This window comes from Ravibacter arvi, from assembly GCF_039540405.1.
Classification (GTDB): Bacteria; Bacteroidota; Bacteroidia; order Cytophagales; family Spirosomataceae; genus Ravibacter; species Ravibacter arvi.
In genome coordinates, this window is record NZ_BAABEY010000014.1 from 56,566 (window position 1) to 81,664 (window position 25,099).

Annotated in this window: 20 protein-coding genes and 1 tRNA gene; 16 read left to right on the top strand and 5 right to left on the bottom strand. The window is 48.2% G+C overall.

What is annotated here, in order from left to right; genetic code table 11:
• Positions 1-17 precede the first annotated feature (17 nt).
• Genes ABD852_RS07040 through ABD852_RS07050 form a run of 3 tightly spaced genes read left to right on the top strand, consistent with a single transcriptional unit; the run spans position 18 to position 5,752 of the window.
• Positions 18-2,942 (top strand): SusC/RagA family TonB-linked outer membrane protein, encoded by a 2,925-nt coding sequence (locus ABD852_RS07040; RefSeq protein WP_345027524.1) that lies wholly within the window; start codon positions 18-20, stop codon positions 2,940-2,942.
• 11 nt (positions 2,943-2,953) lie between these two features.
• On the top strand, positions 2,954-4,768 hold the full coding sequence (locus ABD852_RS07045; protein WP_345027525.1) for a RagB/SusD family nutrient uptake outer membrane protein: 1,815 nt from the start codon (positions 2,954-2,956) through the stop codon (positions 4,766-4,768).
• Positions 4,769-4,783: 15 nt separating this feature from the next.
• Entirely contained in the window at positions 4,784-5,752 is a 969-nt protein-coding gene (locus ABD852_RS07050) for a DUF1735 domain-containing protein (protein WP_345027526.1), read from the top strand.
• Between the two features lie 78 nt (positions 5,753-5,830).
• Here the strand turns inward: ABD852_RS07050 and dnaK are convergent, their stop codons facing one another.
• Both dnaK and ABD852_RS07060 read right to left on the bottom strand, forming a co-directional pair.
• A complete protein-coding gene (gene dnaK, locus ABD852_RS07055; protein ID WP_345027527.1) occupies positions 5,831-7,744 on the bottom strand; it encodes a molecular chaperone DnaK in 1,914 nt (637 codons plus the stop codon).
• Between the two features lie 224 nt (positions 7,745-7,968).
• Positions 7,969-8,310: a hypothetical protein gene (locus ABD852_RS07060; protein WP_345027528.1), complete on the bottom strand. Its 342-nt coding sequence runs from the start codon at positions 8,308-8,310 to the stop codon at positions 7,969-7,971.
• A gap of 109 nt (positions 8,311-8,419) precedes the next feature.
• Between ABD852_RS07060 and ABD852_RS07065 the strand changes: the two genes are divergently transcribed.
• Positions 8,420-8,968: a TlpA family protein disulfide reductase gene (locus ABD852_RS07065; RefSeq protein WP_345027529.1), complete on the top strand. Its 549-nt coding sequence runs from the start codon at positions 8,420-8,422 to the stop codon at positions 8,966-8,968.
• On the opposite strand, the gene ABD852_RS07070 is transcribed toward ABD852_RS07065, so the two are convergent.
• The gene (locus ABD852_RS07070) at positions 8,956-11,736 is read right to left on the bottom strand and encodes a CHAT domain-containing protein (protein ID WP_345027530.1); all 2,781 of its coding nucleotides are present in this window, start codon (positions 11,734-11,736) and stop codon (positions 8,956-8,958) included. The genes ABD852_RS07065 and ABD852_RS07070 overlap by 13 nt on opposite strands.
• Before the next feature lie 44 nt (positions 11,737-11,780).
• Here ABD852_RS07070 and ABD852_RS07075 point away from each other — a divergent pair, with 44 nt between their 5' ends.
• Complete coding sequence (locus ABD852_RS07075; RefSeq protein ID WP_345027531.1) at positions 11,781-12,440, top strand: HAD family hydrolase; 660 nt, start codon at positions 11,781-11,783, stop codon at positions 12,438-12,440.
• Positions 12,441-12,470: 30 nt separating this feature from the next.
• Here ABD852_RS07075 and ABD852_RS07080 read toward each other — a convergent pair whose 3' ends face one another.
• The gene (locus ABD852_RS07080; RefSeq protein WP_345027581.1) at positions 12,471-13,733 is read right to left on the bottom strand and encodes an asparagine synthetase B; all 1,263 of its coding nucleotides are present in this window, start codon (positions 13,731-13,733) and stop codon (positions 12,471-12,473) included.
• 170 nt (positions 13,734-13,903) lie between these two features.
• Here ABD852_RS07080 and ABD852_RS07085 point away from each other — a divergent pair, with 170 nt between their 5' ends.
• The 7 genes from ABD852_RS07085 to ABD852_RS07115 all read left to right on the top strand — a co-directional run bounded on the left by ABD852_RS07085 (position 13,904) and on the right by ABD852_RS07115 (position 21,764).
• Positions 13,904-15,151 (top strand): ABC transporter permease, encoded by a 1,248-nt coding sequence (locus tag ABD852_RS07085; RefSeq protein ID WP_345027532.1) that lies wholly within the window; start codon positions 13,904-13,906, stop codon positions 15,149-15,151.
• 148 nt (positions 15,152-15,299) lie between these two features.
• Positions 15,300-15,383, top strand: a tRNA-Leu gene (locus tag ABD852_RS07090).
• A 626-nt stretch (positions 15,384-16,009) separates the two neighbouring features.
• Positions 16,010-16,231 carry a helix-turn-helix domain-containing protein gene (locus ABD852_RS07095; protein WP_345027533.1) on the top strand — a complete coding sequence of 74 codons (222 nt, stop codon included), beginning with the start codon at positions 16,010-16,012 and terminating at the stop codon, positions 16,229-16,231.
• Positions 16,232-16,234: 3 nt separating this feature from the next.
• The gene (locus ABD852_RS07100; protein WP_345027535.1) at positions 16,235-18,955 is read left to right on the top strand and encodes an ATP-binding protein; all 2,721 of its coding nucleotides are present in this window, start codon (positions 16,235-16,237) and stop codon (positions 18,953-18,955) included.
• Positions 18,952-20,334, top strand: coding sequence for a hypothetical protein (locus ABD852_RS07105; protein WP_345027536.1), 1,383 nt, complete (start codon positions 18,952-18,954; stop codon positions 20,332-20,334). The genes ABD852_RS07100 and ABD852_RS07105 overlap by 4 nt, the downstream gene beginning before the upstream one ends.
• Positions 20,315-21,346: a DNA cytosine methyltransferase gene (locus ABD852_RS07110; RefSeq protein ID WP_345027537.1), complete on the top strand. Its 1,032-nt coding sequence runs from the start codon at positions 20,315-20,317 to the stop codon at positions 21,344-21,346. Before ABD852_RS07105 ends, ABD852_RS07110 begins: the two co-directional genes overlap by 20 nt.
• A gap of 31 nt (positions 21,347-21,377) precedes the next feature.
• Complete coding sequence (locus ABD852_RS07115; RefSeq protein WP_345027538.1) at positions 21,378-21,764, top strand: very short patch repair endonuclease; 387 nt, start codon at positions 21,378-21,380, stop codon at positions 21,762-21,764.
• A gap of 132 nt (positions 21,765-21,896) precedes the next feature.
• Here ABD852_RS07115 and ABD852_RS07120 read toward each other — a convergent pair whose 3' ends face one another.
• Complete coding sequence (locus ABD852_RS07120) at positions 21,897-22,292, bottom strand: helix-turn-helix transcriptional regulator (protein WP_345027539.1); 396 nt, start codon at positions 22,290-22,292, stop codon at positions 21,897-21,899.
• A 198-nt stretch (positions 22,293-22,490) separates the two neighbouring features.
• Between ABD852_RS07120 and ABD852_RS07125 the strand changes: the two genes are divergently transcribed.
• The 4 genes from ABD852_RS07125 to ABD852_RS07140 all read left to right on the top strand — a co-directional run bounded on the left by ABD852_RS07125 (position 22,491) and on the right by ABD852_RS07140 (position 25,091).
• A complete protein-coding gene (locus ABD852_RS07125) occupies positions 22,491-23,315 on the top strand; it encodes a hypothetical protein (RefSeq protein WP_345027540.1) in 825 nt (274 codons plus the stop codon).
• 87 nt (positions 23,316-23,402) lie between these two features.
• A complete protein-coding gene (locus ABD852_RS07130) occupies positions 23,403-23,660 on the top strand; it encodes a UPF0175 family protein (protein ID WP_345027541.1) in 258 nt (85 codons plus the stop codon).
• 177 nt (positions 23,661-23,837) lie between these two features.
• On the top strand, positions 23,838-24,131 hold the full coding sequence (locus ABD852_RS07135) for a PIN domain-containing protein (RefSeq protein ID WP_345027542.1): 294 nt from the start codon (positions 23,838-23,840) through the stop codon (positions 24,129-24,131).
• Positions 24,132-24,674: 543 nt separating this feature from the next.
• Positions 24,675-25,091 (top strand): hypothetical protein, encoded by a 417-nt coding sequence (locus ABD852_RS07140; protein ID WP_345027543.1) that lies wholly within the window; start codon positions 24,675-24,677, stop codon positions 25,089-25,091.
• Positions 25,092-25,099 lie beyond the last annotated feature (8 nt).

Below are 25,099 nucleotides of genomic sequence, written 5' to 3' on the forward strand. Positions count from 1 at the left end.
TAAAGCAACAGAACTAAATGGAAAAAATATATTCGTATCTGAAATGCCTTTTTACACTGGCTGTGCTCTTCGCGTGCCAGGAGCGTAGTTTTTCCCAGAATGTCCCAGCCGTTGCGGGGGCGAACCAGCGTGTGCCGGCGCCCGATACTACTGAACGGGAACTTGTACCGCTTCCTTTTGGAAACATGACGACCAAACGGTATCAATCTACCGGGAGCGCGTTTACGATCACCGGTGAGCAGCTGGAAAGGTACCCCACAGCAGACCTTAGAAATGCTTTGAAAAGCCTGATCCCGGGGCTGAATGTCCAGGAAATACACGGTGCACCGGGTCATACGGCAGAAGAGGAGCAGGGCCGCTACGGGATTGCCGAGAAGGTAGAAATAACCGGCCGCGGGCTGCGCGTACGGTATCTCATTGACGATGTGCCGGTCGATATTACCGAGATGATGCTGGACCCGCGTGAAATTGAAACCGTTACGTTTATCAAGGACATTACACAAAAGGCAATGTTCGGGCCGTATGCCGCCAATGGAGTGGTGCTGATCAGGACGAAGCGCGGCAGGGAGGAAGGCCATAAGATCCGGGCCAACCTGGAAAGCGGCGTAAATTTCGTAGGACGGATGCCCGGTTTTGTCCCGGCAGATACCTACGCCGAGATGAACAACCAGGCGCGGCAGAACAGCGGTATGGCGCCGCTTTACACGCCCGCGGACATTGAGGCTTACCGGAACGGGAACCCCTATGACCTCTACCATCCGAATGTCAATTTCAAGGAAATGATGTTCAGGAACTCGCGGTCTTTCAACCGGGTAAACGTGTCGGCGTCGGGAGGGAATTCCACCGTCAGGTATTTTTCCTATCTGGGCTATACCGGCGAGGGAGACCTTTATAAGCTGGGTGGAAAGGCTGATTTCAACCGTTTGAATGTTCGTTCCAACCTGGATATCAGGATTAATGACCGCCTGAAAGTGGACCTGAACGTGGTGGCGGGGATAAGCCTCAGGCGCTCGCCTAATTTCGGGTATGCTACTTCTGAAGGCAGCGGCAACACGCGCCTGGTTGAAATGGACCTGGCATTGCCAATGGTGAATACAGTGCCGGCGCTCGCTTTCCCGGTGTATGCCAAACAAGGTTCGGAGCTTACCGCCCCGGTTTACGGTGTATCCCAGTTGTTCACCTACAACCCGATCGGTAACCTGGTTAGCAATGGTCAATACACTGAAACCAGCCGAAATGCGGCCGCCAAACTCAATGTTCAGTATGATCTGTCGGGCCTGGCGCCGGGCCTGCGTTCCGAAACCAGCCTCAGTTTTGACCTCGTGAACCTGATCCGGATGGGGAGCGCCGAGCAATATGCAGCCTATACCGTCCGCCCGTTTAAAACCAGTACCGGGGCGGATACGGTCGCGCTGGCGGTGTATCAAAATGCTATCAACGATCCGCAAAGACGGAATCTTCACGACTATTATTACCAGCGTTTCATGGTTTATGAAAAGCTGGATTATGCCAAAACGTTTGGGCGGCATGACGTGTATGCCTCCGGGACCTACCTGCTTTTCCGGGTAGCCAAAGACGGGGTACTGGAGCCTCAGCGGTTCCAGAGCGGGGTATTTACCGGACGCTATACGTTTGATAAAAAATATACTGTTTCCGGAGTGCTTAACCTGACGGGCACCTATAGCTTCAGCAAGGAAAACCGTAATGGGGCGTTCCCTTCGATAGGTCTCGGATGGGTCGTAACCGAAGAGAATTTCTTCAAAAACCAGCGGTTGTTTGACTACCTGAAAGTGAGAGGCGAAGCAGGGATTCTTGGCTTTGAAAGCAACTACGCACCCTTCCATTACCGCGACCGCTGGACGACAAGCACTGGTACCGCATTTGGTCCCGGGCCAACCGGAAGATGGTTCGGAAGCACAACCGACGCCTCTCCCTATGTCACAGTCCCGGCACGTATCGGGAACCCGAACCTGACCTGGGAAAAACGGAAGGAAGTGAACCTGGGCGTGGAGGGAACGTTGCTGGACGGAAGACTGGGTTTTGAGATCAATTACTATAACAACCTTCGCCACGGGCAAATTACGCAGCTCCCTAATTCTCAACCTTTCATTGTGGGGGTTTCAACCAGCCTGCCCAGATACAACCACAACCAGACCCGGTATTTCGGGGTTGAATCTGCCTGGAAATTCAGCGGCGGGAAAAACGATTTTTCCTACACCATCGGCGCTAACTTTACTTTGCCGGGATCCAAAATTATTGAATCCGGTGACCCGGAATATCGCAATGCCTACCAATTCCGAAAGGGGAACCCGGTTGACGCCTACTGGGGGCACCGGTATCTCGGCAAGTTTACAAGCAACTCGGAAGCCAGCCAGGTCCCGCAGCTATATGATCAGCAGCTTGAAGCCGGGGATCTGAAATATGCCGACCTGAATAACGACGGGGTGGTTGACGAACAGGATATGACGGCCATAGGGCACCTGACACCGCGCCTGGTTTATGGCATACACGCAGACCTGAAGTACCGGAATTTCGGCCTTTATATTTTGGGGGGCGGCTGCGCGTTTTATGACATTCCCATGACCAATTCTTATTTCTGGAATGGCTGGGGCGACAACAATTACTCCAATTTTGTGAGAGATAATGTCGGTGGCGCCTATCCCAGGCTGACCTACGAGCGGGTAAACAATAATTTCGTCGCGTCTGATTTCTGGCTGATGAACGGCAATTACTTCAAGATCCAGAACGTGGAGCTGTCTTACGACTTTTCCGACGCCCAGGTAACGCGGATCGGGCTAGGCGGGCTGATGCTATTTGTGCGCGGCGCCAACCTGCTCACCATCTCTGGTGTGAAAGACGTGGACCCGGAATCGGTCAATTCCGGGTTGACGATGTACCCGCTGAACAAAACGCTGACTGCCGGACTGAAGTTAAGTTTCTAAAAGATTCCGAAATGAAAATATTAAAACCAGCCTATTGGCTCTTAGCCCTTCCCGTTTTCTTTTTTTCCTGCAAGGAGTTCCTCGAGCCTTATCCCAATAACGACCGCTCATCGGAAGATATCTGGAATTACCAGGAAAGCGTCCAGGGGTTGGTAGGAAGGGCCTATGATTTTATGTCGCGGGATTACGACACCTATGAAGGTTTTTACCTGGACGGAGCAACCGACGATGCGATCATCACCAATCCTACCCACCCGATGCGCAGGCTTGCTGCGGGGACCATTACTACGGGACAGGATCCTTTTCTTTACTTCTGGGACCGCAGCTACCAGGCAATTTTCCTGGTCAATCTTTTCCTGAAGGACGACCGCGGGTACAAGACTCGTTTCCTGATTGACAGCAAGAAGAATGATGTTTTGCGCCGGCGCCTCAAAGGAGAAGCCCTCGCTTTGCGGGCGTGGTATCAATGGGACCTCCTGAAAAAGTTTGGCGGCAAAAGCAGCGACGGCAGGCTGCTCGGTTTCCCTATTGTGACCCAGCCGCTGGATATCGCCGAAAAGACCAACTATGCGCGCAATACCTACGAGGAATGCGTAAAACAGATCATTGCCGACTGCGATTCGGCCTACCAGTACCTTTTGCTTGCCAACCGGGATTTCCTGGTAAAAGACCAGACCGACCTCCTTTACCTCGGCGGGCGGAACTGGGGCAGAATGGACGGGATCACCACCGTTGCCTTGAAAGCAGACGTATATCTCACGTGGGCCAGTCCCCGGTTTAACCCGCAGAACGACATTGCCAGGTGGGATTCTGCGGCGGTCAACGCCAAGCGCGTGATGGACTTTAAGCTCAGGATCGACGGCGGTGTGTCGGGCGGATTTAACCCGACGGCGGCTATCGACTGGTCGAATCCCAATTCGCCGGAAATCATCGTGGCCGGAAGGCTCATAGCAGCCGACGAGTCCGTTGAACGCCAGTTTTATCCCGGCGGTTTCCAGGGTTCGGGTGTGATGGGGGCCACGCAGGAGCTGGTTGATGAATTTCCGATGGCGAACGGTTTCCCGATTGACCATCCCAAGAGCGGGTTCAATCCCGAAAAGCCTTATGACGGCAGGGATCCGCGTTTTTACCATGCCATTTTCCATAACAATGCTACAGCGCGCCGGAACCATACGGGCGCTGTCATGTACACCTTTGAAAACTGGGAGAATGGCGGCAAAGACGCAGCAGGGGTAAACCTGACCAACAGCCTGAGCAATTACCACATCAAGAAATATATTTTTATGGGGTATAACCGCCTGGATGCCAGTGTGAACAGGCAGCCCCGTTCCGTGTTTTATTACCGCTGGACACACATGGCGCTGGCGTTTGCCGAAGCGGCGAACCAGGTGGTAGGGCCTTTGGATGAAGGGAGATACGGGATGTCGGCGGCTACCGCCCTGCAGTACCTGAGGGCGCGAAACTCGCAGGATGGCCGGCCGGGTATTTCGCCGCGTGTGCCCGCTGCGCCGGATCCGTACCTGGCAGAGACCGCGCAGAAAGGTAAGGAAGCATTTGACAAGCTGGCCCGTGCGGAACGCAGGATCGAGACCTGCTTCGAGGGGAAAAGGTTTTTTGATCTCAGGAGATGGTCGACCGACCTGACACCGCTGAATCCCACCATCCACGGCGTGCAGGTGACCAGGCAGAACGATACGACATTTGTTTACAAGAAGGTTCCGTTGGAACGACATTCATTCTCGTCGGCCTATTTGCCTATTCCCTACAGTGAAATGCTGAGGATGAGCAACCTGGCTCAGAATGAAGGTTGGAATGGCTGGAACTAAAAATAACTGACTATTATGAAAAATTGGGTGAAGTGCCTTTTGATGATCGCCGTTCCCGGCCTTGGCGGCTGCTATGACGATTATATCCAGGATTACGAGTACACGACCATTTATATGCCGTATCAGCACGACGTAAGGACTTTTGTGGTAGGCGAGGGGATGCGTATCAGGGTGGGAGCGGAATTAGGCGGGGTACGCGAAAACAAAGAAGCCAGGAATGCGAATTTCAAGATAGCGCCGGAACTGATTAACCGGGAGAATCTTCTTCTGATGCAGGCGAGTAGTTTTCCCTATATCAAGAATTCGATGCTGGCTGTGGATACTTTGCGCCTGATGCCTGCTAATTTCTACAGTCTCAGCAATGACAACACCATAGAAATCCTGCCGGGGAACCATACCGGGACCATTGAAATCAAGGCCGACTCGGCGGCATTCCTGGCCAATACCGGTACCTTGAAGCCGGCGTTTGCGATCCCGCTGGAGTTGACCAGCGTAGATGCAGACCGTGTGCTTGACGACAAAAAGACGGCAGTGATTGCGTTGAAATACGAAAATATGCTTTTTGGCAATTACCTGCATGGTGGTGTAACGACCGTAAAAGATCCTTCCGGCCAGGTGGTCTCAACGGCGGTTTACCGGACGAGCGTATCGCAGAATGCCAACGAAGTATGGTCGCTGGTGACCGAGTCGCCCCTGTCGCTCTCGGTAGCCCGCTACAGCAATGTGGCTTCTACCAAACCGGAACTATTGCTGACGCAGGAGGGGAACCGCATTCGCGTAGGAAGCGCTACGGGGGCAACCTTTCAGTATGAAGGCGACGGCGAAAGTACTTTTAATGGCGTCCGCAAGCTGCAGGATCGCCGGATATTTCTGAAATACAAGTTTCTGGACGCGGATGGAAATACCCATTTCGCAACCGATACGCTTACTTTCAGAAACCGCATTCGCGACGGCGTGAATGAGTGGCAGGGGAACGGGCAGTAGCATCAAAATCCGAAAGCAAAAGAAAAGCCTGGCATCCGTGAAGGAGCCAGGCTTTTTTTTGTCCGGGCGGGCCCGGTATTATTTTACTTCTTCAAAATTGACGTCGGTTACTTCGCCGTCGTTGTCAGGCGGAGTTCCGGGGTTGCCACCGGCGTTCTGGCTGTTCTGAGCGCCTTCAGCATTCTGAGTGGCTGCGTACAGCTCCTGGGAAGCGGCTTCCCAGGCAGCGTTCAGCTTCGCGAGACCAGCGTCGATCCCGGCCAGGTCTTTTGCCTGGTGGGCAGCTTTCAGCTCTGTCAAAGCGCTTTCAATGTTGGACTTATTGCCTTCAGAAAGCTTGTCCCCATATTCTTTCAACTGTTTTTCGGTTGAGAAGATGGTCGTGTCGGCAGCATTTACTTTCTCGATTTTCTCTTTCTCGAGCTTATCAGCTTCCTCGTTGGCTTTCGCTTCGTCGCGCATGCGTTTGATTTCATCTTCGGTCAAACCGCTGGAAGCTTCAATCCTGATTTTTTGTTCCTTGCCGGTACCTTTGTCTTTCGCAGAAACGTGCAAAATACCGTTTGCGTCGACGTCAAAGGTCACTTCGATCTGGGGAACCCCTCTCGGAGCGCTCGGGATACCATCCAGGTGGAATTTGCCAAGGGTCCTGTTATTGGAAGCCGTCGGTCTTTCTCCCTGTAGGATATGGATTTCCACGGAAGGCTGGTTGTCGGCCGCCGTAGAGAAAGTCTCTGTCTTTTTGCTGGGGATAGTAGTGTTGGACTCGATCAGTTTGGTAAACACACCGCCCATGGTTTCGATACCCAAAGACAGCGGAATTACGTCGAGAAGCAGCACATCTTTCACCTCACCGGTGAAAACCCCGCCCTGGATGGCCGCGCCCAAAGCTACTGCCTCATCAGGGTTAACGCTTTTGGAAGGTTTCTTACCGAAGAATTTTTCCACTTCTTCCTGAACCTTCGGGATCCTTGTAGAACCTCCTACCAGGATAACGTCGTCGATCTGGCTGGCCGAAAAACCGGAGTTTTTCAAAGCTTTTTTTACCGGCTCCATCATGCGCTGGAAAAGGCTGTCTGCCAATTGCTCAAATTTGGCGCGTGAGATGGTCCTTACCAGGTGTTTCGGAATGCCGTTCACCGGGAAGATATAAGGCAGGTTGATTTCGGTCTGTGAAGAGCTGGAAAGCTCGACTTTCGCTTTTTCAGCAGCTTCTTTCAGACGCTGGAGTGCCATCGGGTCATGACGCAGGTCTACGCCCTCGTCTTTTTTGAATTCGTCGGCAAGCCAGTCGATGATCACCTGGTCAAAGTCGTCCCCGCCAAGGTGCGTATCACCATCTGTAGATTTTACTTCAAATACACCGTCGCCCAATTCGAGGATGGAGATATCGAAGGTACCGCCCCCAAGGTCAAATACCGCTACTTTGACATCTTTATGAAGCTTGTCAAGACCGTAAGCCAGCGCTGCGGCCGTCGGCTCGTTGATGATCCTTTTTACTTCGAGACCGGCAATCTGGCCGGCTTCTTTGGTAGCCTGGCGTTCTGCGTCATTGAAGTAAGCCGGAACTGTAATTACCGCCTCTTTTACTTCCTGTCCCAGGTAGTCTTCCGCGGTTTGTTTCATTTTTTGAAGAATGAAAGCAGAGATTTCCTGTGGGGTATATTGACGGTCACCGATTTTTACCCGAACGGTATTGTTCGGGCCTTTCTCGACCTGGTATGCCGCGGTTTTGATTTCGTTACCTACTTCGTCAAACCGTTTTCCCATGAAACGTTTGATCGAGCTTATCGTATTCTGTGGGTTGGTAATCGCCTGGCGTTTTGCCGGTGCCCCAACTTTTCTTTCACCATTTCCATTGTCCATAAAAGCGACCACAGAAGGGGTGGTACGCGCTCCCTCGCTATTAGGTATAACGATAGGCTCATTTCCTTCAATGACCGCGACGCAAGAATTGGTGGTTCCTAAGTCAATGCCGATGATTTTTCCCATTGTGCTGTTATGATTCGTTTTATATTGATCGTTGTTAATCATTAGTGATATGGTCGTTTTAACTAAAAAGCCCATACCAGCGTGCTGGATAAAGAATTGTCCTGCCAGATTGTCAGAAGGGCCGTGACCGCGACAGCTTTCCACCGCCGGCGGGCATACATACTGTCGCAGATCCTGACAAAAAGAAAGGACGGGCGGTTTGTTTTTGGCGCAACGACGGAGGACTATCGCGGCGCTTCACTCAAAATGTAGCGGACGAAGGCAAACCATTTGCGTGTACCGAGGTACGAAAGGTTGCTTTGATTGTGATACGCTTCGCGTTCGAACGAGATATTAAAGTAGGCTTTCAGGTGGCTGCCGTAGAGAGCGAGCCTGACCAGGTATTCCAGGAAATAGAGGAGATAGAAGGGCAGAACGCCGAGTTCGAGCTGCTGGCGAAGGTGAATCTGCTCGTGGTTGACGAGTACTTTGCCCGGGTTGCTGGTCTTGACGAGGATAAACGGAAAGAGCGCCATCCCTTCCACATGCAGCCTCGGCGTCATGAGTATATACCCTTTAAAAGCCATTCCGGTTTCTGATGAATATCCGGTAAATGTAATGTTTTTTGAAAATAATCGGCTTAATTTTGTTGTTTAGCCATATTCGGAAATCTTGATACCCAAATAGTATAATTGAATGAAAAGCAAATCAGGTATTGTAACGGTGGTGGTGCTGGCGGCGTTTGCGGCTATAGTGCTCTATTTTACTTTTGGAGGAGAGGGCAGCGACCCGGTAACGGAGCCGCAGGCGGAAGCGCCGGCCGCGCAGCAGGTGAGTTCGGAACCCTACCTGACAGGTTTGACCGATCTCACCGGAAAGCCGGTTGATATGGAAAAAGACAAAGTTATTTTTCTCAACGTGTGGGCAACCTGGTGCGGCCCCTGTGTGATGGAAATGCCCGGGATTCAGAAGCTTTACGAGCGGTACAAATCGAACGATAAGGTGCGGTTCTATATCGTTTCCGATGAAGACGCTGAAACGATCAATCCTTTCGTAGCGCGCAAAGACTACCAGCTGCCCTTCTATATTTACCAGAACATGTATCCGCCCGTCCTGGACGGAAACGCCATTCCACGGAGCTATATCATTCACAAAGGGCGTGTTCTTACGCAGATGATCGGTGCGGCAGATTGGGATACTCCCGAAACTTACGCGGTTATTGACAAGGCGCTTCAGGATTCCTGAGTGTCTTCCGAGGGGCGTCGACGCCTTTTTTTCTGCACCACGAAAGTGGTATAAAGGGTAATCAGAAAGAGCACTATCCCGGCCGCAAGGCCGAGGTAAACCTCCTTGTCGGTGCTCACACGTGCCGCATTGCCCGTCAGGACCATGCCGGCCCATTCGCCGGGCGGCGTTTGCGGGTGCTTTTGCAGCCATTCCGCTTTGGTTTGCCGCAAAGCCATGTCAAGCGGGCGGCCCTCCAGCACATGCTGGTAGAATGCTTCCAGCCGGGCGAGACTGAGGTCACGGTTTCCTTTCCAGAGCGTGGTGATTACCGAGGCGACTCCAAACGCAGTCAGCTCACGGCTGATGCCGAAGGCCGCGTCCGGTTGCGGGTATTCTCCGTTTTGTTCGGGCGCTTCCGGTAAAACAAGGAGCTGCGTCCTGAATTTAGTATCCCGGAGGGCCGATAGCGGGAGCGCGGAGTCGGAGAAGGCAATGGTGGGTTCCGGTCCTTCAAAGCCGTACCGGGCAAACAATTGCACCACTTTAAAGCCGGGCGCCTCTTTTAAAAATTTGTCGGCGGTAGCCCCCGAACCGGTATACACGGTGGGAAGGAAGAATTTGCTTCCCAGGGCCTTGAGCGTCTCCGAAACGTTCACTACACGCTTGTTGCCGTTGTTATAACTGAATAGTTCCGGGCTCATGCCCAGGAAATTCCGGTGAAACGGAAAGGGGCCTTTGGGCCGAGACGCAACATATAGTTGTGCAGCCGAGTAGGTATAACTGAAGGCGTGCGTCCGGACCAGGAAGTCCGGGCTGGTTTCTGACCGGCTCAGAGCTTCCAAAGGGAGCAATGCGCCGGCTGGTGAAACGATCAGCCTGTTTAAGGGTGAAATGGCAAAGGGCGCCACCATCAGCCGGTAAAGGGCCCCGGATACCTTCAGAAACCGGCCGGAAGCCATGGTGCCGGGTCGAGCCAGCAGGTCGGCGTATTCTGATGCCAATTTCTGGAAATGAGCCGTAGAAAACTTTCGGAGGCTTAGCGTATGGCCGGTTACCAGGAGCCCGAATGAATTTTTGGGGCCTTCGAAATACGCCAGGTAGGCTCCTGTCGGCCCGAGGGGGGCGATGACTTCTTTCCGCAGCACCGCCAGATCCGGGATATCGCTGTCGTTGAGCTGTGCGGCATAATAGGGTGATTCCAGTACCAGCTCCCTGGCCAGGCGGCTACGCGTGTCGATCAGCTGCCGAAGCTTTTTGCTGAATGCCTGGTGATCTTCATATTGGTCCGCGGTCTGAACCAGGGTACGGTATTGTTTGATTTCCTGGTTGAGCTGCCTGTAATGCGACGGGACTATACCGCCCTCACCAGAAAGTTTTTCCGGCAGGCCGAGCTTGTCTTTCAGTAAAAGCGCCCTGTACTTCTCTATAAAATGCAGGGCCTGATCGTTGCGCTTGCCCAGATAACAGGTTTCCAGCGCATTCTGGTAGTGCTCACGGGTGGTTTGTTCCCAGGCCAGGCTGATCAGGCGGCTTTCGTTGTGCCAGGCGATGAGACTTGCGAGGCTGTCGGCAAGCAAGTAGGTTTGTAGCGCCTTGTCAGTAAGGTCGCTTCTCAGCCCGGGTTTTTCGGCGGTGGTCCGGATCGAATCCAGCCAGACATTCGCTTTGCCCACCACTGCGGAATAGAGCTGTAATTTTTCTGCGATAGTCCTGGTCTGGATGAGACCAGGGTTGTCGGTCACGTTTTTCGGGCAAAATTCCGTCACGAGACTTTCAATAGCAATCTGGTAAAAATGGAGTGCCTGCTGACGGTTTCCGGCCGCAGAACAGGCGTCGGCGAGCAGCTGGGCGGCTTCGGCTTTTCGGGTATAGAGCACACTGGTTTCCAATGCTTTCCGGAAATAAAACCGGGCTTTGGTGTAGTCGGGCTCAGGTTGGGAAAGCATGAGCCTGCCCAGTTTGCAGTAGGTATTGGCGGGCAGGTCGGAATTGACAGGCTGGTTTCCGATGAAAGCGATGGACATCAGGTAGCTGTCTTTTGCTTCCGGAATGCGGTTTTGCTGTTTCAGCAGCTCTGCTATTTCGTTCAGAAGCCGGCTCCTGGTTTCGGGGGCCGGCAGGGTCAGGCAAAGCCGGTGCGCCTTGTCGGCTGCCAGGGTAGAATTGTTGGGGTCATTCAGGGCAAAATAAGCACGGGCCTGGAGCAGGTAAAGTTTTACCAGCACCGGGACATCGCCGGCGTTGTGTGCAACAATTTCGCCGGTACCTGTTTCTGTCAGGCATTCCGAAAAACGCCGGGCTTCGTATTCGATTTCCCCGAGGAGGTAGTAGGCGTTTACTGCCTCAGGGGGCATTTTCTCTGTTTTTTGCGCCAGCACGAGGCAGTTGTTCAGGGCGATACGGGCTGCGTCGGGCTTCCCGCGCATTTTCTCGGCCGAAGCCAGGCTGAGGTAATTCCTTATATTGTGGGGCACCGCGCTTTTATTGCCCGGCAACCGGTTGATCCGGATGGCCTCCAGCAGGTACGCTCTGGCGGAATCCGGGCTGTGGAGCTTCAGATAGGTTTCGCCGATCACGCGGTTGGCCCTGGCATGGAGGGAGTCGTTCCGGAAACCGCAATCGGTCAGCTGGCTTTTGACACCCTGGAGATAGGGGAGGAGCCGTGCGTCCGACACGGGAAACATATTTCGGTCCAGCATGTCCCAGAATACCTTTTTGGGCAAACATTGAGCGGACAGAAGTGCGGGTAGAAATACGAGAAAAAGTGTGGCGACTTTTATAGTCATCTGCAAGTTTGCTGATTCGTCCTCAAAATAGGTAAATTTGTGCCATGTCAATTAAAATCGCCGCTATTTTCGATATGGATGGTGTCATTTGTCACACCAATCCGTACCATTCCGAAGCGTTCAGAATCTTCTTTTCGAGGAGAGGCTTCATTCCTACCGATGCAGAGTTTGCCGAGCATATGTTTGGAAAAAGCAACAGCTATATCCTTTCGCATTTTCTGAAGCGTACCATCAAAGGTGACGAGCTGAAAGCGCTTGAAGAAGAAAAGGAAGGGCTTTTCAGGGAGATTTACCGCGATAAAGTGACGCCTCTGCCGGGTCTTATCGATTTCTTCTATGACCTGAAAGCATGCGGATTCAAGCTGGGAGTTGCTACTTCGGCGCCGTTTGCCAACCTGGACATGATCCTCAAAGCGCTTGGCATCACCGGCCTGTTCGAGTCCATGCTGGCAAGCGAAGACGTAATTTACCACAAGCCTGATCCGGAAGTATACCTTAAATCCGCTTCCAACCTGGGGGTAAGCCCCGATTGCTGCGTTGTTTTTGAAGATTCGTTTTCGGGGATAACGGCGGCCACCGGCACAGGGGCAAAAGTGGTCGGCATTCTCACTTCGCATCAGCCGGCAGAATTGCCGCCCTGCCAGCTTTACGTGCCGGACTACACCACGCTAAACGGCGAAAAAATACTGGATTTGCTGAGCTGACCGGGGTTTTCCCTGACCTGCCTTTCCAGGTCAGGTTTTGAGTTTCTTTTTCTTGGCTGCCGGGAAAAGTATATTGTTCAGAATAAGCCGGTAACCTGCCGAATTCGGATGCAGGTTAAGGTCGGTTGGTTCTTCACCCACTTTGTGCTGGTAATCCTCCGGGTCGTGCCCGCCGTAGAAGGTAAAAAAGCCGCGTCCAAAGGTGCTGTGAATGTACCGGGCTTCTGAAACCGCCTTGTTTTCGGCAAGAATTACCACCTCAGGTTTGATATAGCGGCTTTTAAAGGCGGTAGTCTGGCCGAGGAACCCTTTGATCAGCGTGGTATGGTTCTGGGTGAGCATGGTCGGAATGGGGTCCCATTTGGCCGAAAACTGGAACAGGGTAAAGAAGTCATTGTTTTCGTGAAGGCCTCTTTCTTCGGGCTGGTTGTCAATATTGGAGAATTCTATCTCGTAAGCCGGGATAACGACCTGGAAATCGGTAAAGGCGAGGGTGGATTTGTAGTTGAGCTTCTGGTTGGCCGATTGGTCGGCGGGGTCGCCGTCGTACACGCTTTCCACGATATCGAGGCCTTCGGCGGCCAGGGAGACATCGAAGGTGTCGGTGGCGTTGCACATCGCAAACATATAGCCGCCTCCGGAAACAAATTCCGCTATTTTTTTAACCACGGCGAGCTTTAGCTGCGAGACCTTTGAAAAACCATGCTTGGCGGCGATCTCTTCGGCCACCCTTTTCTGCTCCCGGTACCAGGGGAAGTCCTTGAAGTGTATGAATTTCCCGAACTGGCCGGTAAAATCTTCATGGTGGAGGTGCAGCCAGTCGTATTCGGGGAGCTTGTCTTCCAGTACCTCGTCGTCGAAAATTTTGTCGTACGGGATTTCGGCGTAGGTCATCACCAGGGTGACGGCGTCGTCCCAGGGTTGCTTGGTTTTGGGCGTGTAGACGGCTATCCGGGGTGGTTTCTGCAGTTTTACTGCGTCCATATTGACATCGGGTGCGGTTACTTCGCCCAGGATACCGGCGGCATCGGCTTCGGAGATCACTTCGAACGAAACTCCTCTCACGGTCATTTCACGGGCGAAGGCCTGCTGGAAAGGCACCATAAAGCTGCCGCCGCGATAGTTGAGCAGCCAATCGATTTCCACGCCGTAGTCTTTAAGGATCCAGTAGGCTATCCCGTAAGACTTCAGGTGATTGCTTTGCTTCTCGTCCATCGGGATCAGCAGCCGATTGGCAAACAGCGGCTGGGAAAATGACAAAAAAATGATAAACGGAATAATAAGACGGATCATCGGTTTGACTCTTTCGCGCTTCATTTGCAGTTTTACGCTCATAAATCCGAAGCTGGGTTATGGATGCCTTATGTGTCGCCCTTAAATAAGGACCGGAGGTTTAAAATGAACGTTGAAAGTAGGGAATTTATTGGTGGCGAAGGCGGTTCGCCCAAAAAATATCAGAAGGTATGAACCATATAGAAAACGTTCGGGAGGGGATCAGGTCCATTCAGGGCAATGTGTTGAGGACCGTACTGACGGCTATGATCATTGCGATCGGTATTACCTCGCTGGTGGGGATACTGACGGCGGTGGACGGGATCCAGAAATCGGTAAATGCTACTTTTGCCGAGTTGGGGTCCAATACTTTTACCATTGTCAATAATTTTGATCCATGGTCGCGGAACCGGGGGCGCAGTGCCAAGATTAACCCGCCGATTACCTACCGGCAGGCCACGCTGTTTGCCGCTAAGTTCAAGGAGAAATACGATGCAAAAGTGTCGGTGTTTGCCAATGTCAGCGGTGCGGTAGAGGTGAAATTTGCGTCGAAGAAGACCAATCCGAACATCAATGTGATTGGGGTGGACGAAGATTACCTGCCGATCAACGGGTATAAAATCGGCGCCGGGAGGAATGTGAACAAGTCGGATCTCGAAAATTCCATGAACGTGGCGGTGCTCGGCCAGGAGCTGGCCCGCAACCTGTTCGGCGATGCGGATCCGGTCGGCTCGTATATTTCATTCCTGGGGGGGCGGTTCCAGGTAGTGGGCATGCTGGATAAGAAAGGCGAGCTGGGCGGCGGAACCGGGCCGGACCGGGTTTTGCTGGTGCCGCTTACCACGGGTCGCGCGCTGGCCCCTAACCGTGCGCTGACCTACACGATTACGGCGTCGCCGCCCGATGTATTCGAGGGCGAGACGATCCTGGCGGAAGCCGCCGGGCTGATGCGCAATATCCGGAACGACCAGATCGGCCAGGATGACTCTTTCCTGATCGAGCGTGCCGATGCCCTGGCAAAGAACTTTGAAGAAATTACGGGTTACCTCCGGATAGGGGGATTCGTTATTGGGCTCATTACCCTGTTGGGAGCTTCCATTGCCTTGATGAACATCATGATGGTTTCGGTAACGGAGCGAACGCGCGAGATCGGGATACGGAAGTCGTTGGGAGCTACCCCGCGCGTGATCCGCTTTCAATTCCTGAGCGAGGCCGTCATTATCTGTTTGCTGGGCGGTCTCGGCGGACTTCTCCTCGGGTTGGTGATCGGGAACCTGTTGTCGACGGTAGTCAGCCAGGGGACATCGGGCTTTGTATTCCCGTGGCTCTGGATGATACTGGGTATGGTGGTCTGCGTGATTGTCGGGATATTGTCGGGGGTGTACCCGGCGATCAAGGCTTCGAAGCTGGATCCGATAGAGGCGCTGCGGTATGAGTGAGTTGGGGAGGTGTGAGGATAGCGGTTTTTTTAATCGTGATATGAGTTTTAATCAAAAGTGGCTGTTTTGATTAATTTTTTAATCATCAGCAATTGCACAGAATGTTTTTCTCACTACTTTTGCAGTCCCAATGCGCAAGCATTCAGGAGCCCAGGTGGCGGAATCGGTAGACGCGCTGGTCTCAAACACCTGTGGCCGCAAGGCCGTGCCGGTTCGACTCCGGCCCTGGGTACTGAAATCCCCTGTAAATCGTTGATTTGCAGGGGATTTGCTTTTGGTGGGTGGCTAAAAGGGTGGCCCCATATTTTTCGTTGTTTACTCATGTCAGGCATAGGTAGCCCCGACCGGACTGCGGGTGTCCGCGTTTTTGTCGTATAGCACGGTGCAGCTACTTGGCCGCGAAGAATTGCCTATTTACTGAATGTAGACAGGTAGGATCTTTCAAAGCAGCACAAAGCTGGTCCGCTAACCAAAACTTTATAAAAGAGCTTGCTCTCCCGCCCTTGGCTTACGACTTTGAAAATCGTTGTCGTGTAGGATAAATGTGTTGTTTCTCTTTGGATTTGGAGATTTCGTCGTTCAGTCTGTTGTTAGCACTATGGAGAAGCTCAACCTAGAGGTCCATAATGCCTAATAGGTTGTTCATGGCGTTGAAATTTTCCAGTTGCGTGTAGGCGATGGGTTCCGAGACTGATCTAATGTATGTTCTACTAATTTTTAAAATTTTATTTTTCTAAACTATAATTTAGAAAATGTTGACTAAAGTATCTATAGATTGGATTCTATGCAAATATTTGTTTAGCTTTTCTAAACTGTATATAAATAACTCTAAATTTAGGTCTTGAAAATCGAAAATCGATGATGACGGAACTTGGAGTATATTTGGCAAAAAAATCTGCGAGTAAAGCGGAGATTGCCAAGAAAACCGGTATTAGTAAATCTAGGATCAGCGAACTAACGCTTAATCCCTCTACCCAGCTAAGGGTAAGGGAACTTTATTTGATAGCCCTGGCAATTGATGCGAATCCCGGTGAAGTTTTAAAAGAAGTTTGCAAAGACCTAAAACTGGCGCAAAAGTAAAATATGGAATACAGAAACTGCCTCATACTGACTCAATATCGTGAAGGAGGTCAATACAATGATTTCATAGGCAAGTTCTATCATTTTCCCACAAGCGATAAAGAAAATTACTTAAAGCAATTTGAATCACTACCTGCTGAAGTTGTTTACTACGAACCTGATGAAAATGGGAGAGGAGAGTTCTACGGTTATGGACATATAACAAAACCTCCTTTTGAAGACAAACGCGAACCCGGCTATTATTTTGTCGAAATCTTAGATTATAAGCCTTTTGCTAGACCAGTACCTTTCAAGAACGAGAAAGGAGAAATATTGGAAAAACTTTATAACTCCGAATACTACAATTATAATAACGCAGTCCGACGCATTGTACCGGACTTCCTTGATGCCCTTTGCTTAGATGGAAGAATCCAATTATACTTTAAAGCGGATGCACACCTTATAAAGGTGCTCGGAGAGCAACTCATCGGATCGGAAAAGGTGGGTATTCTTGAACTTGTTAAAAATGGCATTGATGCCGGGGCAAGTTATTGTAGAGTTAGGATAGAAAAAGTAGAAGGCATTAAATCTGTGGGGCCCGAGGAGTATGAATTTTCAGAGTTTGAAGGTCCTATTATTGTAATCGAAGACAACGGTGCCGGAATGAATCGTGAAGTTATTGAAAAGGGTTGGCTTCGACCTGCTTCCACAATAAAAACAAACATCAAAGAGAAGCTAAAAGAAGAGAGAAGAAAAGCGGAAGCATCGGGGAAATTAGGGACTTACAACGCTCTGATTGACCAGCTAAAAAAAGAACATAGGGGTAGAATTCCATTGGGAGAAAAAGGTGTCGGTCGTTTTGCTACACACCGACTCGGTCGGAACCTTCTTATTAAGAGTAAGCCCGCATCTTCCCAGTTTGAATATGTTCTAAAGATCAATTGGGATGCGTTCGACAAAGTTTCCGATACAATAGTTGATTTGGATTCGATTGGTGTTGAACTCACGCGTCAGCCACCTAGTCGCGACTACGGCGAAACCAACTCCGGTACGCAAATAATCATTTATGGTGGCAGAGAAGGGTTTGAGTGGGATGAAAAGAAAATTCGCGATATTAATAAGTCCATTCTACGCCTAAATTCCCCTAACCCGAACCCCGTAAGGATAAAAACCTCTTTTCGGGCTTTTGTAGAATGCCCGCAGCTACCCGATTTGGAGGACAAAGAAATATACGCGAGTTTCACGCCTAATTTCAGCCTGGAAGCACTTGTTAACGGAGAGGGTGTTATTGAGGATTACACGTTAAAGTTCTCTCCTCCCAAATCGGTGCCGCTTTCGGAGGAGACGTGGACGGACAGGAATTACGACCTAAAAGTCTCGTCTCCCTATTGGCGCAATGAGAACGGAGAAATTAGGAACCCTGCATGCGGTGGGTTCTACATCCACCTCGATGCCTGGTACAGAAAGTCACCTTGGATTGACGGGCCGGAGACTCGAGAGATGATTTCTTATTTAGACGAATACGGAGGTATATCGATTTACCGAGACGATATTATAATTTTCCCAGCAGAATCCGGTACTAAAAATGATTGGTTGAATCTGTCCAAACGTCATATAAAGCAGGGATTTCGAATCTCATACTATAATATCATTGGAAACATTGAAATAGAACAATCCGAGAATATCGACCTTGTGGATAAGACCAATCGCGAGGGAATGATAGAAAATTTGGCATATAATGATCTTGCTAAACTTGCTGAAACCATCATTCAGAACATTCTTGAGACACGCTATATTGCTAAGCGTGATGAGCATACCGATCTTACCAAAGGGTTAATTAGAGATCCTAAAACCTTAAGTTCCATTGCCAAGCAGAATTCTGTTATTTTGGATGGAATACAAAAAAATTATCCCATTGAGGAAGACCCTTGGAGAATCCTTCACGAACTAGGGGAAACAGTTGATGAAAGGAGGGGGGGATTAGTTAATATAGACTCTTCTATCAAGAATTTGAAAAAGAGCATTGATTTAATCGAAGATGTTCAGGAGCGAATGGCAGAACATGCTGGATTTGGCATAGCTGCTGCTGTATCTATCCATGAAATAACTAAAATTACTGCTAACTTCTATAATGGAATCAGTCAGTTGATTAAGTCAGGTCAGGCAGATAAAGTTCAACTCGAAGACCTGAAAAATGCTTCGGATTCGCTTAAGTCCGAACTCAAGAGACTAAGTCCGTTGAGAGCAATCCGTAATGAAAATCGTAGAGAGTTTACGATTGCCCAATCGATCAAGTATGCTCATGGTGTATTCAATAGAAAGATGAAACAGGAAAGTATTGAGTTCGAATTCGATTCACAAGAAGACTTTTCGCTCTATGCGAGATATTCCACACTAAATCAAGTTTTAGGGAATCTTTTTGATAATAGTATTTATTGGATTTTGGCTTCGGGAAAGAAGCCTAGAAAAATAAAAATTCAACTTAATAACCGTCACCGGACGTTGATTTTTTCTGACTCAGGAACAGGAGTTGACCGTGCAATTAAACCATATATCTTTCAACCCGGGTACAGTATGAAAATTCCTCCAAGTGGCTTGGGGCTGTATATATGTAAGGCATATATGCATTCTATGGGAGGTGATATTCATGAAACAACGGATAGAGAGCGGTTGAGTGGTCTTGAAGGAGCACAGTTTACTATTGAGTTTAGTGGAGTCCCCAAATCAAAAGAACAAGCACAATGAAAAGAAAGATATGCGTCATTGATGATTCTCTGCCTACATCAGACTACCCTGACTTCATCGATGAAACACAACTTCTCCACCAGTCGATTTTGAAATACTTGTGTCATCAACATGAAAGTTGGCCGGAGGAACCTCTTAGAGGGCTTCTGCTTGAAATATTCAAAAATCACAATAACTGGACAATTAGCGGCTTTCTAAATCCAGATTTTTATTTTAACCATGTGGGGGAAGAAATCTATAGCCCAGAAGTAATAATATTTGATTGGGACTATGCTACAACATCGGTTGGTACCGAAGAACATCTTCTGAATATTTTGCAATCCACCTATTCAGTTGTTGGTATTTATACAGGTGCAGATAAAAAAGATGAGATAGAGAGCATTTTGGCTCAACAGAAGTTTACACCGTATATGGAGAGTCGAATCCGCATGGTTGAGAAAGGGGATATTGATTCTGTTTCCAAAATACTAACTGAGGTTAACTTACGCTTCGATAGTCACTTTTCATTCAAGTTAGGACAAGAACTGAAATTTAATGCAGTCAAAGCATTAGATTCAATATTGGTAGATATTGGGGAAATGTCTTTTGATGAGTTCATCTGGACGTTTGGTCATGAAAGAGATGAGAATGAGCGATCTATCAGTATAAATGAATTCATAGAGATATTATCTGAAAAGTTCAGAAATAATCTAGCGAATGCCCATTGGTCGGAAACGACATTCGAAAGTTCAGCACCGGCAAAAGTAACTGAGGAATTGGTTAGAAAGTTATGGTCTTATCGTTTGTATAAATTTCCCAATGATGATTTGGTTCGCGTTGGTGATATCATCTCAAAAGTTGGCGATAACAATGACGAAAAATTTCTTGTGATTTCTTCCGACTGCCATATGAGCCAATTGTGGAAGAAGAATTTTGGATCTCTAACGCTAATTCCACTTTTTGCAAATACTAAAACAAGCAGATCTTTCATAGATAAATTGCTTACCGCTCAAAAGCGCGGCTATATTCGTCAAGCAAAGGCGTCATCAATAACAAACTTATCGGCATTTGACTCTTTAACATTGATAACCAGTATTCCTTCAAAGGATGCGGAGGGAAAAGCGGAGTTTATAGACTACGTGGCTTTTCCTCGTTCGGTTTTTTCCATTGATGTACCGAAACCTGCTAAATTAGAAGAGCATCAGGTCAGACTTCAGGCGCTTCACTATTCACATATTGAAGGTTACACTGGTAAGGGGAGGTTGAGTCTCAACGAACCATTTCGGAGTCCGTTAATACAATACTGTGTTAATGCAGTTACTGGGTACGGTGCCCCTGACTACCCCGATGAACTTCAAACTTCAATTCAAAAGAGATTTGATGGAAACTTTACGGCTTAATTCTATAGACTTGTTTGCCGGTGCGGGTGGTTTAACTGTAGGAATGCACATGGCCGGATTTGAAACAAGAGCGGCTGTAGAAATAGAGTCAGCCGCAGTAAAAGCATATGAATTGAATCACCCTAATTCAAAAGTATTTCCGAAGAATATTCGCGATATTAATGTTAATGATATTCGGGAAATTTTAGGAGATGAACCATTGCACCTGCTTGCTGGCTGCCCGCCCTGTCAAGGCTTTTCCTCCATGCGAAGACTCAACAAAAGACAAAGCGTTAGAGACGACCGAAATAGTCTTGTATTGGAATTTCTGCGGTTTGTAAAGGAGCTGAAACCGTTAACTATCATGATGGAAAACGTTCCTGGATTGGTCAATTATTATCTGTTTAGACAGGTAGTAAAGGAACTCAGAGAATTAGGTTATAGCCCAAAAGTAGAAGTGGTTGACGTGAAGGACTATGGTGTTCCGCAAAGGCGTAAACGCTTGGTAATGGTGGGTTCATTGTTAGGTGATTTGGAAGTTGCTAAAGTAGATGTGCCGAAAGCTACCGTTAGAAAAGCTATAGGTAGCCTACCTAGTGTGAATGAGACAACCGATTCCGCCCATAAAATTGTAGCCAATCATATTCCACGCATTCAGGAAATGATTGCCAAAATACCCAAAGACGGTGGAAGTAGGAGAGACTTACCGCAACATTACGTTTTGGAGTGCCACAAAAAGGAGAATGTAGGTTTTCATGATGTCTATGGACGATTGAAATGGGACGATTATTCTTCAACCATTACAGGTGGTTGCTTAAATCCGTCAAAAGGTCGATTTTTACACCCAGAAGAAAATCGTTGTATTACTGCTCGTGAAGCTTCATTGTTACAGACATTCCCCGAAGACTACCAGTTCCCGGCAGATATTACAAAAACTGCTGTCGCGCTTTTGATTGGGAATGCACTACCACCAAAGTTTAGCTATTTTCAGTCTTTAAATATAAAAAGACATATTCAAAAGTATCTTGGCTGATATATTTACAAAGGAAAAACGTAGCCGAATTATGGCTGCCGTAAAGAATAGGAATACAAAACCTGAGGTTTGTGTCAGGAAGGCATTATTTAAAATTGGACTAAGGTATAGGGTCAATGTGAAAAAGCTTCCTGGATCGCCTGATATAGTTCTCCCCAAATATAAAACTGCAATTTTTGTCCATGGGTGCTATTGGCATGGACATAAAAATTGTAAAAAACAGATTAAGCCAAATACGAACAAGGACTTTTGGGATAACAAAATTCAAAAGAACAAATCACGAGATAAGGAAGTCCAAAGCGAGCTTTCCAAGTTAAATTGGAAGGTATTGATAGTTTGGGAATGTGAGTTAAGAAATAGTAGGTCTTTTAATATTACAATAGATAAGATTGTAAATGAAATTGTATCTATCAAATAGCTAACCCGTTGGGGGCATTGCTATCCTCATTTCTGTGGTGACGAAGAACTAGGAGCCATTACGTGGAGGCTAAGTGCTTACAGAAAAGCGAAGGAAGAGAGTCAAATAAACCTCTATTTCCGAGTATTTATATTAATTTTTATCCAATCCCTTCTGCAACAACTCGACCTTCTCCCTTTCCGACTGAAGCAACCGTTCGTACAGCTTTTTGTTTTCATCTAGCGCTTCTATCCATTTTTCAACCGGGTTGAAGGTGCATTGGAAGTTAAAAGCACTTTGGTCATAGAAGGTATTAATGTTGTTGACGACGGATTCTTCGTCAAAATTTTTTATTGCTTCGGGGCTTACTTTCAGGATTTTCGCTACCTGGTCCAAAATATCCTGTTCGATTGCTTCTTTTTGTTCTAGCAGGGAAACCCGTTTCTGGCTCCAGTCCTCTCCCAACTCCCACGCGAGGGCCTCTTGCTTGATTTGCAGCCTTTCCCGAAATCGCTTGATATTCCTTCCATGATGTATGGTCTTGCTCATAATGCAGATATGATATAAACACTCAAATATAAGATTTTAGCGGCTTGTTTGGGAGTATGGTGCTGTTTCCTGAATAAAACATACCGGGCGGGGATGCAATAGAAATTTGAGAGCCAGGAATTTCTGTATTGTCAACGCCTAGATATCCCGATCATGCGATATACTACTTCTGATCCTAAATTTCAAGATCCTATCTGGATGTCTCCCGAAGAAGTGACTGAGCCAGCAAAATTTATTTCTGATTTTTGCCGTTCCTGGGATCTGTCAGACTGCCGCTTCTATTTATGGCAGATGCTTAGCAACTCTATTGCTTCCGACTCTCAGCTCATAGGGGCGTCTTCCGGTAGCCAGGTTTATTTTTTCGAAAACATCGTGACGATGATTGAAGCGGTCTACCTGGTAAACCGAATGTTGGAAACTGCTGCGGACAGGTCGCCGGGCAAGGGAGAAGAAGTGGTTAAGGAGCCCGTCGGTATAGGTTCTGAAGGCTTGTTTGTATACCGGGATGAGGAGAGCGAGCGGAATAGCTCGTCTGTTCCGGCCAGCCTGAACGGCATTGAGTCTGAGCTGTCGTTATTTTTTGACTCCTACAAACCTGAGGATTTTGCAGTCCGGTGGCGGACGATCCTGGAAGCGTATTCCGCTCAGGACTATTATAAACAAGGTAGTCCTTCGGATGTGCTGTACGCTATAGAGAGATTAACAGATCTGATCAAAGCTGCTCAAGAGATTTTCCGTCAGCTTACCGGGGAGTCTCCGTCGTATAACGGCCCGGAAGCAACAGCGACACTAGGAAACGCTTATTCTGTTATCCGGCAGTTCTTCGAAATGAGAGGTCTTGATGATTGGGAAAGATGCTTGAGGCACGTTCTATTTTTTGCCCTCAGCACAGACGATCCGGATGAGGGAGTGTGTAAGGAGGACACGTTGTGGTTGTATAATGTGGTTTATGAGTTGGTGAAGGGTTGTTGGATGGTGAGGGAGGTGCGCCCTCTGAGTAGCAGGCCTCTGACGCTTGTATAAAGGTAAAATTATCCGGCGCTGTAAGTAGCAGGTGTCTTTCGACTATTTTATGTAAATTTGTTTCTATCGTCAAAATTCAAGGAAGTAATGGCGGCAACTATCGAAATATCGTATCCCGAATCTCTGGCCCTGTCTTTAAAAATGGGAAGCAAGGAGTTTGAAAAGGAGATTAAAACGCTGTCTTTGGTGAAGCTCTATGAGTTGGGAAAGGTTTCTTCCGGCGCCGCTGCCGGCTTATTGGGCCTGACGAGGCTGGAATTCCTTGAATCCCTGGCGGAGTATCGTGTTTCTTTCTTGCAGCCCGAGAGCGACGAAGATTTGGTTTCCGATTTTAGCAATGCGTAAGGTTGTATCGAATACCACCCCGCTGTTGTCGCTACTGAAAATCGACAAGTTGTAGTTGCTTAAAGCGTTGTACGACACCGTTACTATACCGGAGGCCGTTTTCCGCGAGGAGAGGCTGGTCGGGATTGGACTTACTATACTGATTTATCGAAGGCCGATTGAATTGAGATTCGGAACGTGGGGAATCCTGCTTCGTTAGATTATTTCTTCGATCTTGACCGGGGAGAAGCGGAGGTTTTAGTGTTGGCGCGTGAGATTAGCGCTGATCTGGTAATCCTGGATGAAAATCTGGGAAGACGCTACGCGCAGCAACTGGGATTGATGCTTACCGGCACTATCGGCGTGCTTTTGAAAGCGAAACAAATAGAACTTATTCCCTCCGTAAAAGCGCTGCTGATAGAGCTTCGTGGGAAAGGGGTTTGGCTGTCGAACTCCTTGATGGATCATGTTGCGAAGCTGGCTAACGAATAGGGGAGGGCAATGTAATGAGTTTTGACTTCCTTCAGCTAGTCTGTTTAGGTTCTGCCTATTATAATCTTTCATTTGAACAACCCAGATCCCTTCTTGACAAATTTGGCACAAAGGAATGGGTTGTATATAATCCCTTAGACGAAAACAGTGTATATAGCGATACAGAGTGGCTTCTTCCTACTGAACAAGCAGAGCCAAGTCAAGGATGGTACGCTTCAGGAAATACAGGACACTTACATTGGAAATATTTTTTATTTGATTAGATAAAGACAACGAATCGATAACACAATAATGCTTCCATAAGTTTTCATCGGAACTTTAAGAATCGATCAAATTGTACTATAAAAATTGATGAAATATTTTAGCGAACCCATATTTTACTTTTATATTTAGCTTAAATATTTAACTACTCTGACTTCCTTGTGAACTATATCACAGAGTGGAATATTTAGAATGAAGCAATGAAAATTATCATCTGATATTTACCTCCTGAACTCTTCACATCTTTTAAATATTACTAGGTCAACTTAAATGCCTGAATCCATGAAAAATCTTCAACTATCAACTTTTTATTTATTCATTTCTATTTTTATAACATCATTTTTTTGCTGCCATGAGCCGCGCGTGAAAGACAATCGAGCATACTCATATATTGAAATAATAGGGAGAGAAAAATGTCACATAGACCCACTGAAAAATGCATGGTTGATCGATTTGAAATCTGGTGATAAAATCGGAATAGAAATCATGATTGAAGGTGTCACATACAAAAACGTTGTAAAAACAGATTATGATCTCGAAAATGCATATAGGGATTCATCTATGAAATACAGTATTTCATACATTTCTCAAGTTACATATACAGTTGATTGCGACCTGTCTCCAGGCAACGTTTCCCCCAGTGAGTCAAACAAGATTCCAGTGCTAGAAATTATATCACTATCATTTTCAGGAGTTTAAATTGTATA

Bases quoted from the DNA above. Each gene is read 5' to 3' on its own strand.
- ABD852_RS07115 (WP_345027538.1), top strand. From the start codon at position 21,378: ATGGCTGCCGTAAAGAATAGGAATACAAAACCTGAGGTTTGTGTCAGG.
- ABD852_RS07050 (WP_345027526.1), top strand. From the start codon at position 4,784: ATGAAAAATTGGGTGAAGTGCCTTTTGATGATCGCCGTTCCCGGCCTT.
- ABD852_RS07100 (WP_345027535.1), top strand. From the start codon at position 16,235: ATGGAATACAGAAACTGCCTCATACTGACTCAATATCGTGAAGGAGGT.
- dnaK (WP_345027527.1), bottom strand. From the start codon at position 7,744: ATGGGAAAAATCATCGGCATTGACTTAGGAACCACCAATTCTTGCGTC.
- ABD852_RS07075 (WP_345027531.1), top strand. From the start codon at position 11,781: ATGTCAATTAAAATCGCCGCTATTTTCGATATGGATGGTGTCATTTGT.
- ABD852_RS07085 (WP_345027532.1), top strand. From the start codon at position 13,904: ATGAACCATATAGAAAACGTTCGGGAGGGGATCAGGTCCATTCAGGGC.
- ABD852_RS07065 (WP_345027529.1), top strand. From the start codon at position 8,420: ATGAAAAGCAAATCAGGTATTGTAACGGTGGTGGTGCTGGCGGCGTTT.
- ABD852_RS07125 (WP_345027540.1), top strand. From the start codon at position 22,491: ATGTCTCCCGAAGAAGTGACTGAGCCAGCAAAATTTATTTCTGATTTT.
- ABD852_RS07045 (WP_345027525.1), top strand. From the start codon at position 2,954: ATGAAAATATTAAAACCAGCCTATTGGCTCTTAGCCCTTCCCGTTTTC.
- ABD852_RS07120 (WP_345027539.1), bottom strand. From the start codon at position 22,292: ATGAGCAAGACCATACATCATGGAAGGAATATCAAGCGATTTCGGGAA.
- ABD852_RS07140 (WP_345027543.1), top strand. From the start codon at position 24,675: ATGAAAAATCTTCAACTATCAACTTTTTATTTATTCATTTCTATTTTT.
- ABD852_RS07095 (WP_345027533.1), top strand. From the start codon at position 16,010: ATGATGACGGAACTTGGAGTATATTTGGCAAAAAAATCTGCGAGTAAA.
- ABD852_RS07040 (WP_345027524.1), top strand. From the start codon at position 18: ATGGAAAAAATATATTCGTATCTGAAATGCCTTTTTACACTGGCTGTG.
- ABD852_RS07110 (WP_345027537.1), top strand. From the start codon at position 20,315: ATGGAAACTTTACGGCTTAATTCTATAGACTTGTTTGCCGGTGCGGGT.
- ABD852_RS07105 (WP_345027536.1), top strand. From the start codon at position 18,952: ATGAAAAGAAAGATATGCGTCATTGATGATTCTCTGCCTACATCAGAC.
- ABD852_RS07080 (WP_345027581.1), bottom strand. From the start codon at position 13,733: ATGATCCGTCTTATTATTCCGTTTATCATTTTTTTGTCATTTTCCCAG.
- ABD852_RS07060 (WP_345027528.1), bottom strand. From the start codon at position 8,310: ATGGCTTTTAAAGGGTATATACTCATGACGCCGAGGCTGCATGTGGAA.
- ABD852_RS07070 (WP_345027530.1), bottom strand. From the start codon at position 11,736: ATGACTATAAAAGTCGCCACACTTTTTCTCGTATTTCTACCCGCACTT.
- ABD852_RS07130 (WP_345027541.1), top strand. From the start codon at position 23,403: ATGGCGGCAACTATCGAAATATCGTATCCCGAATCTCTGGCCCTGTCT.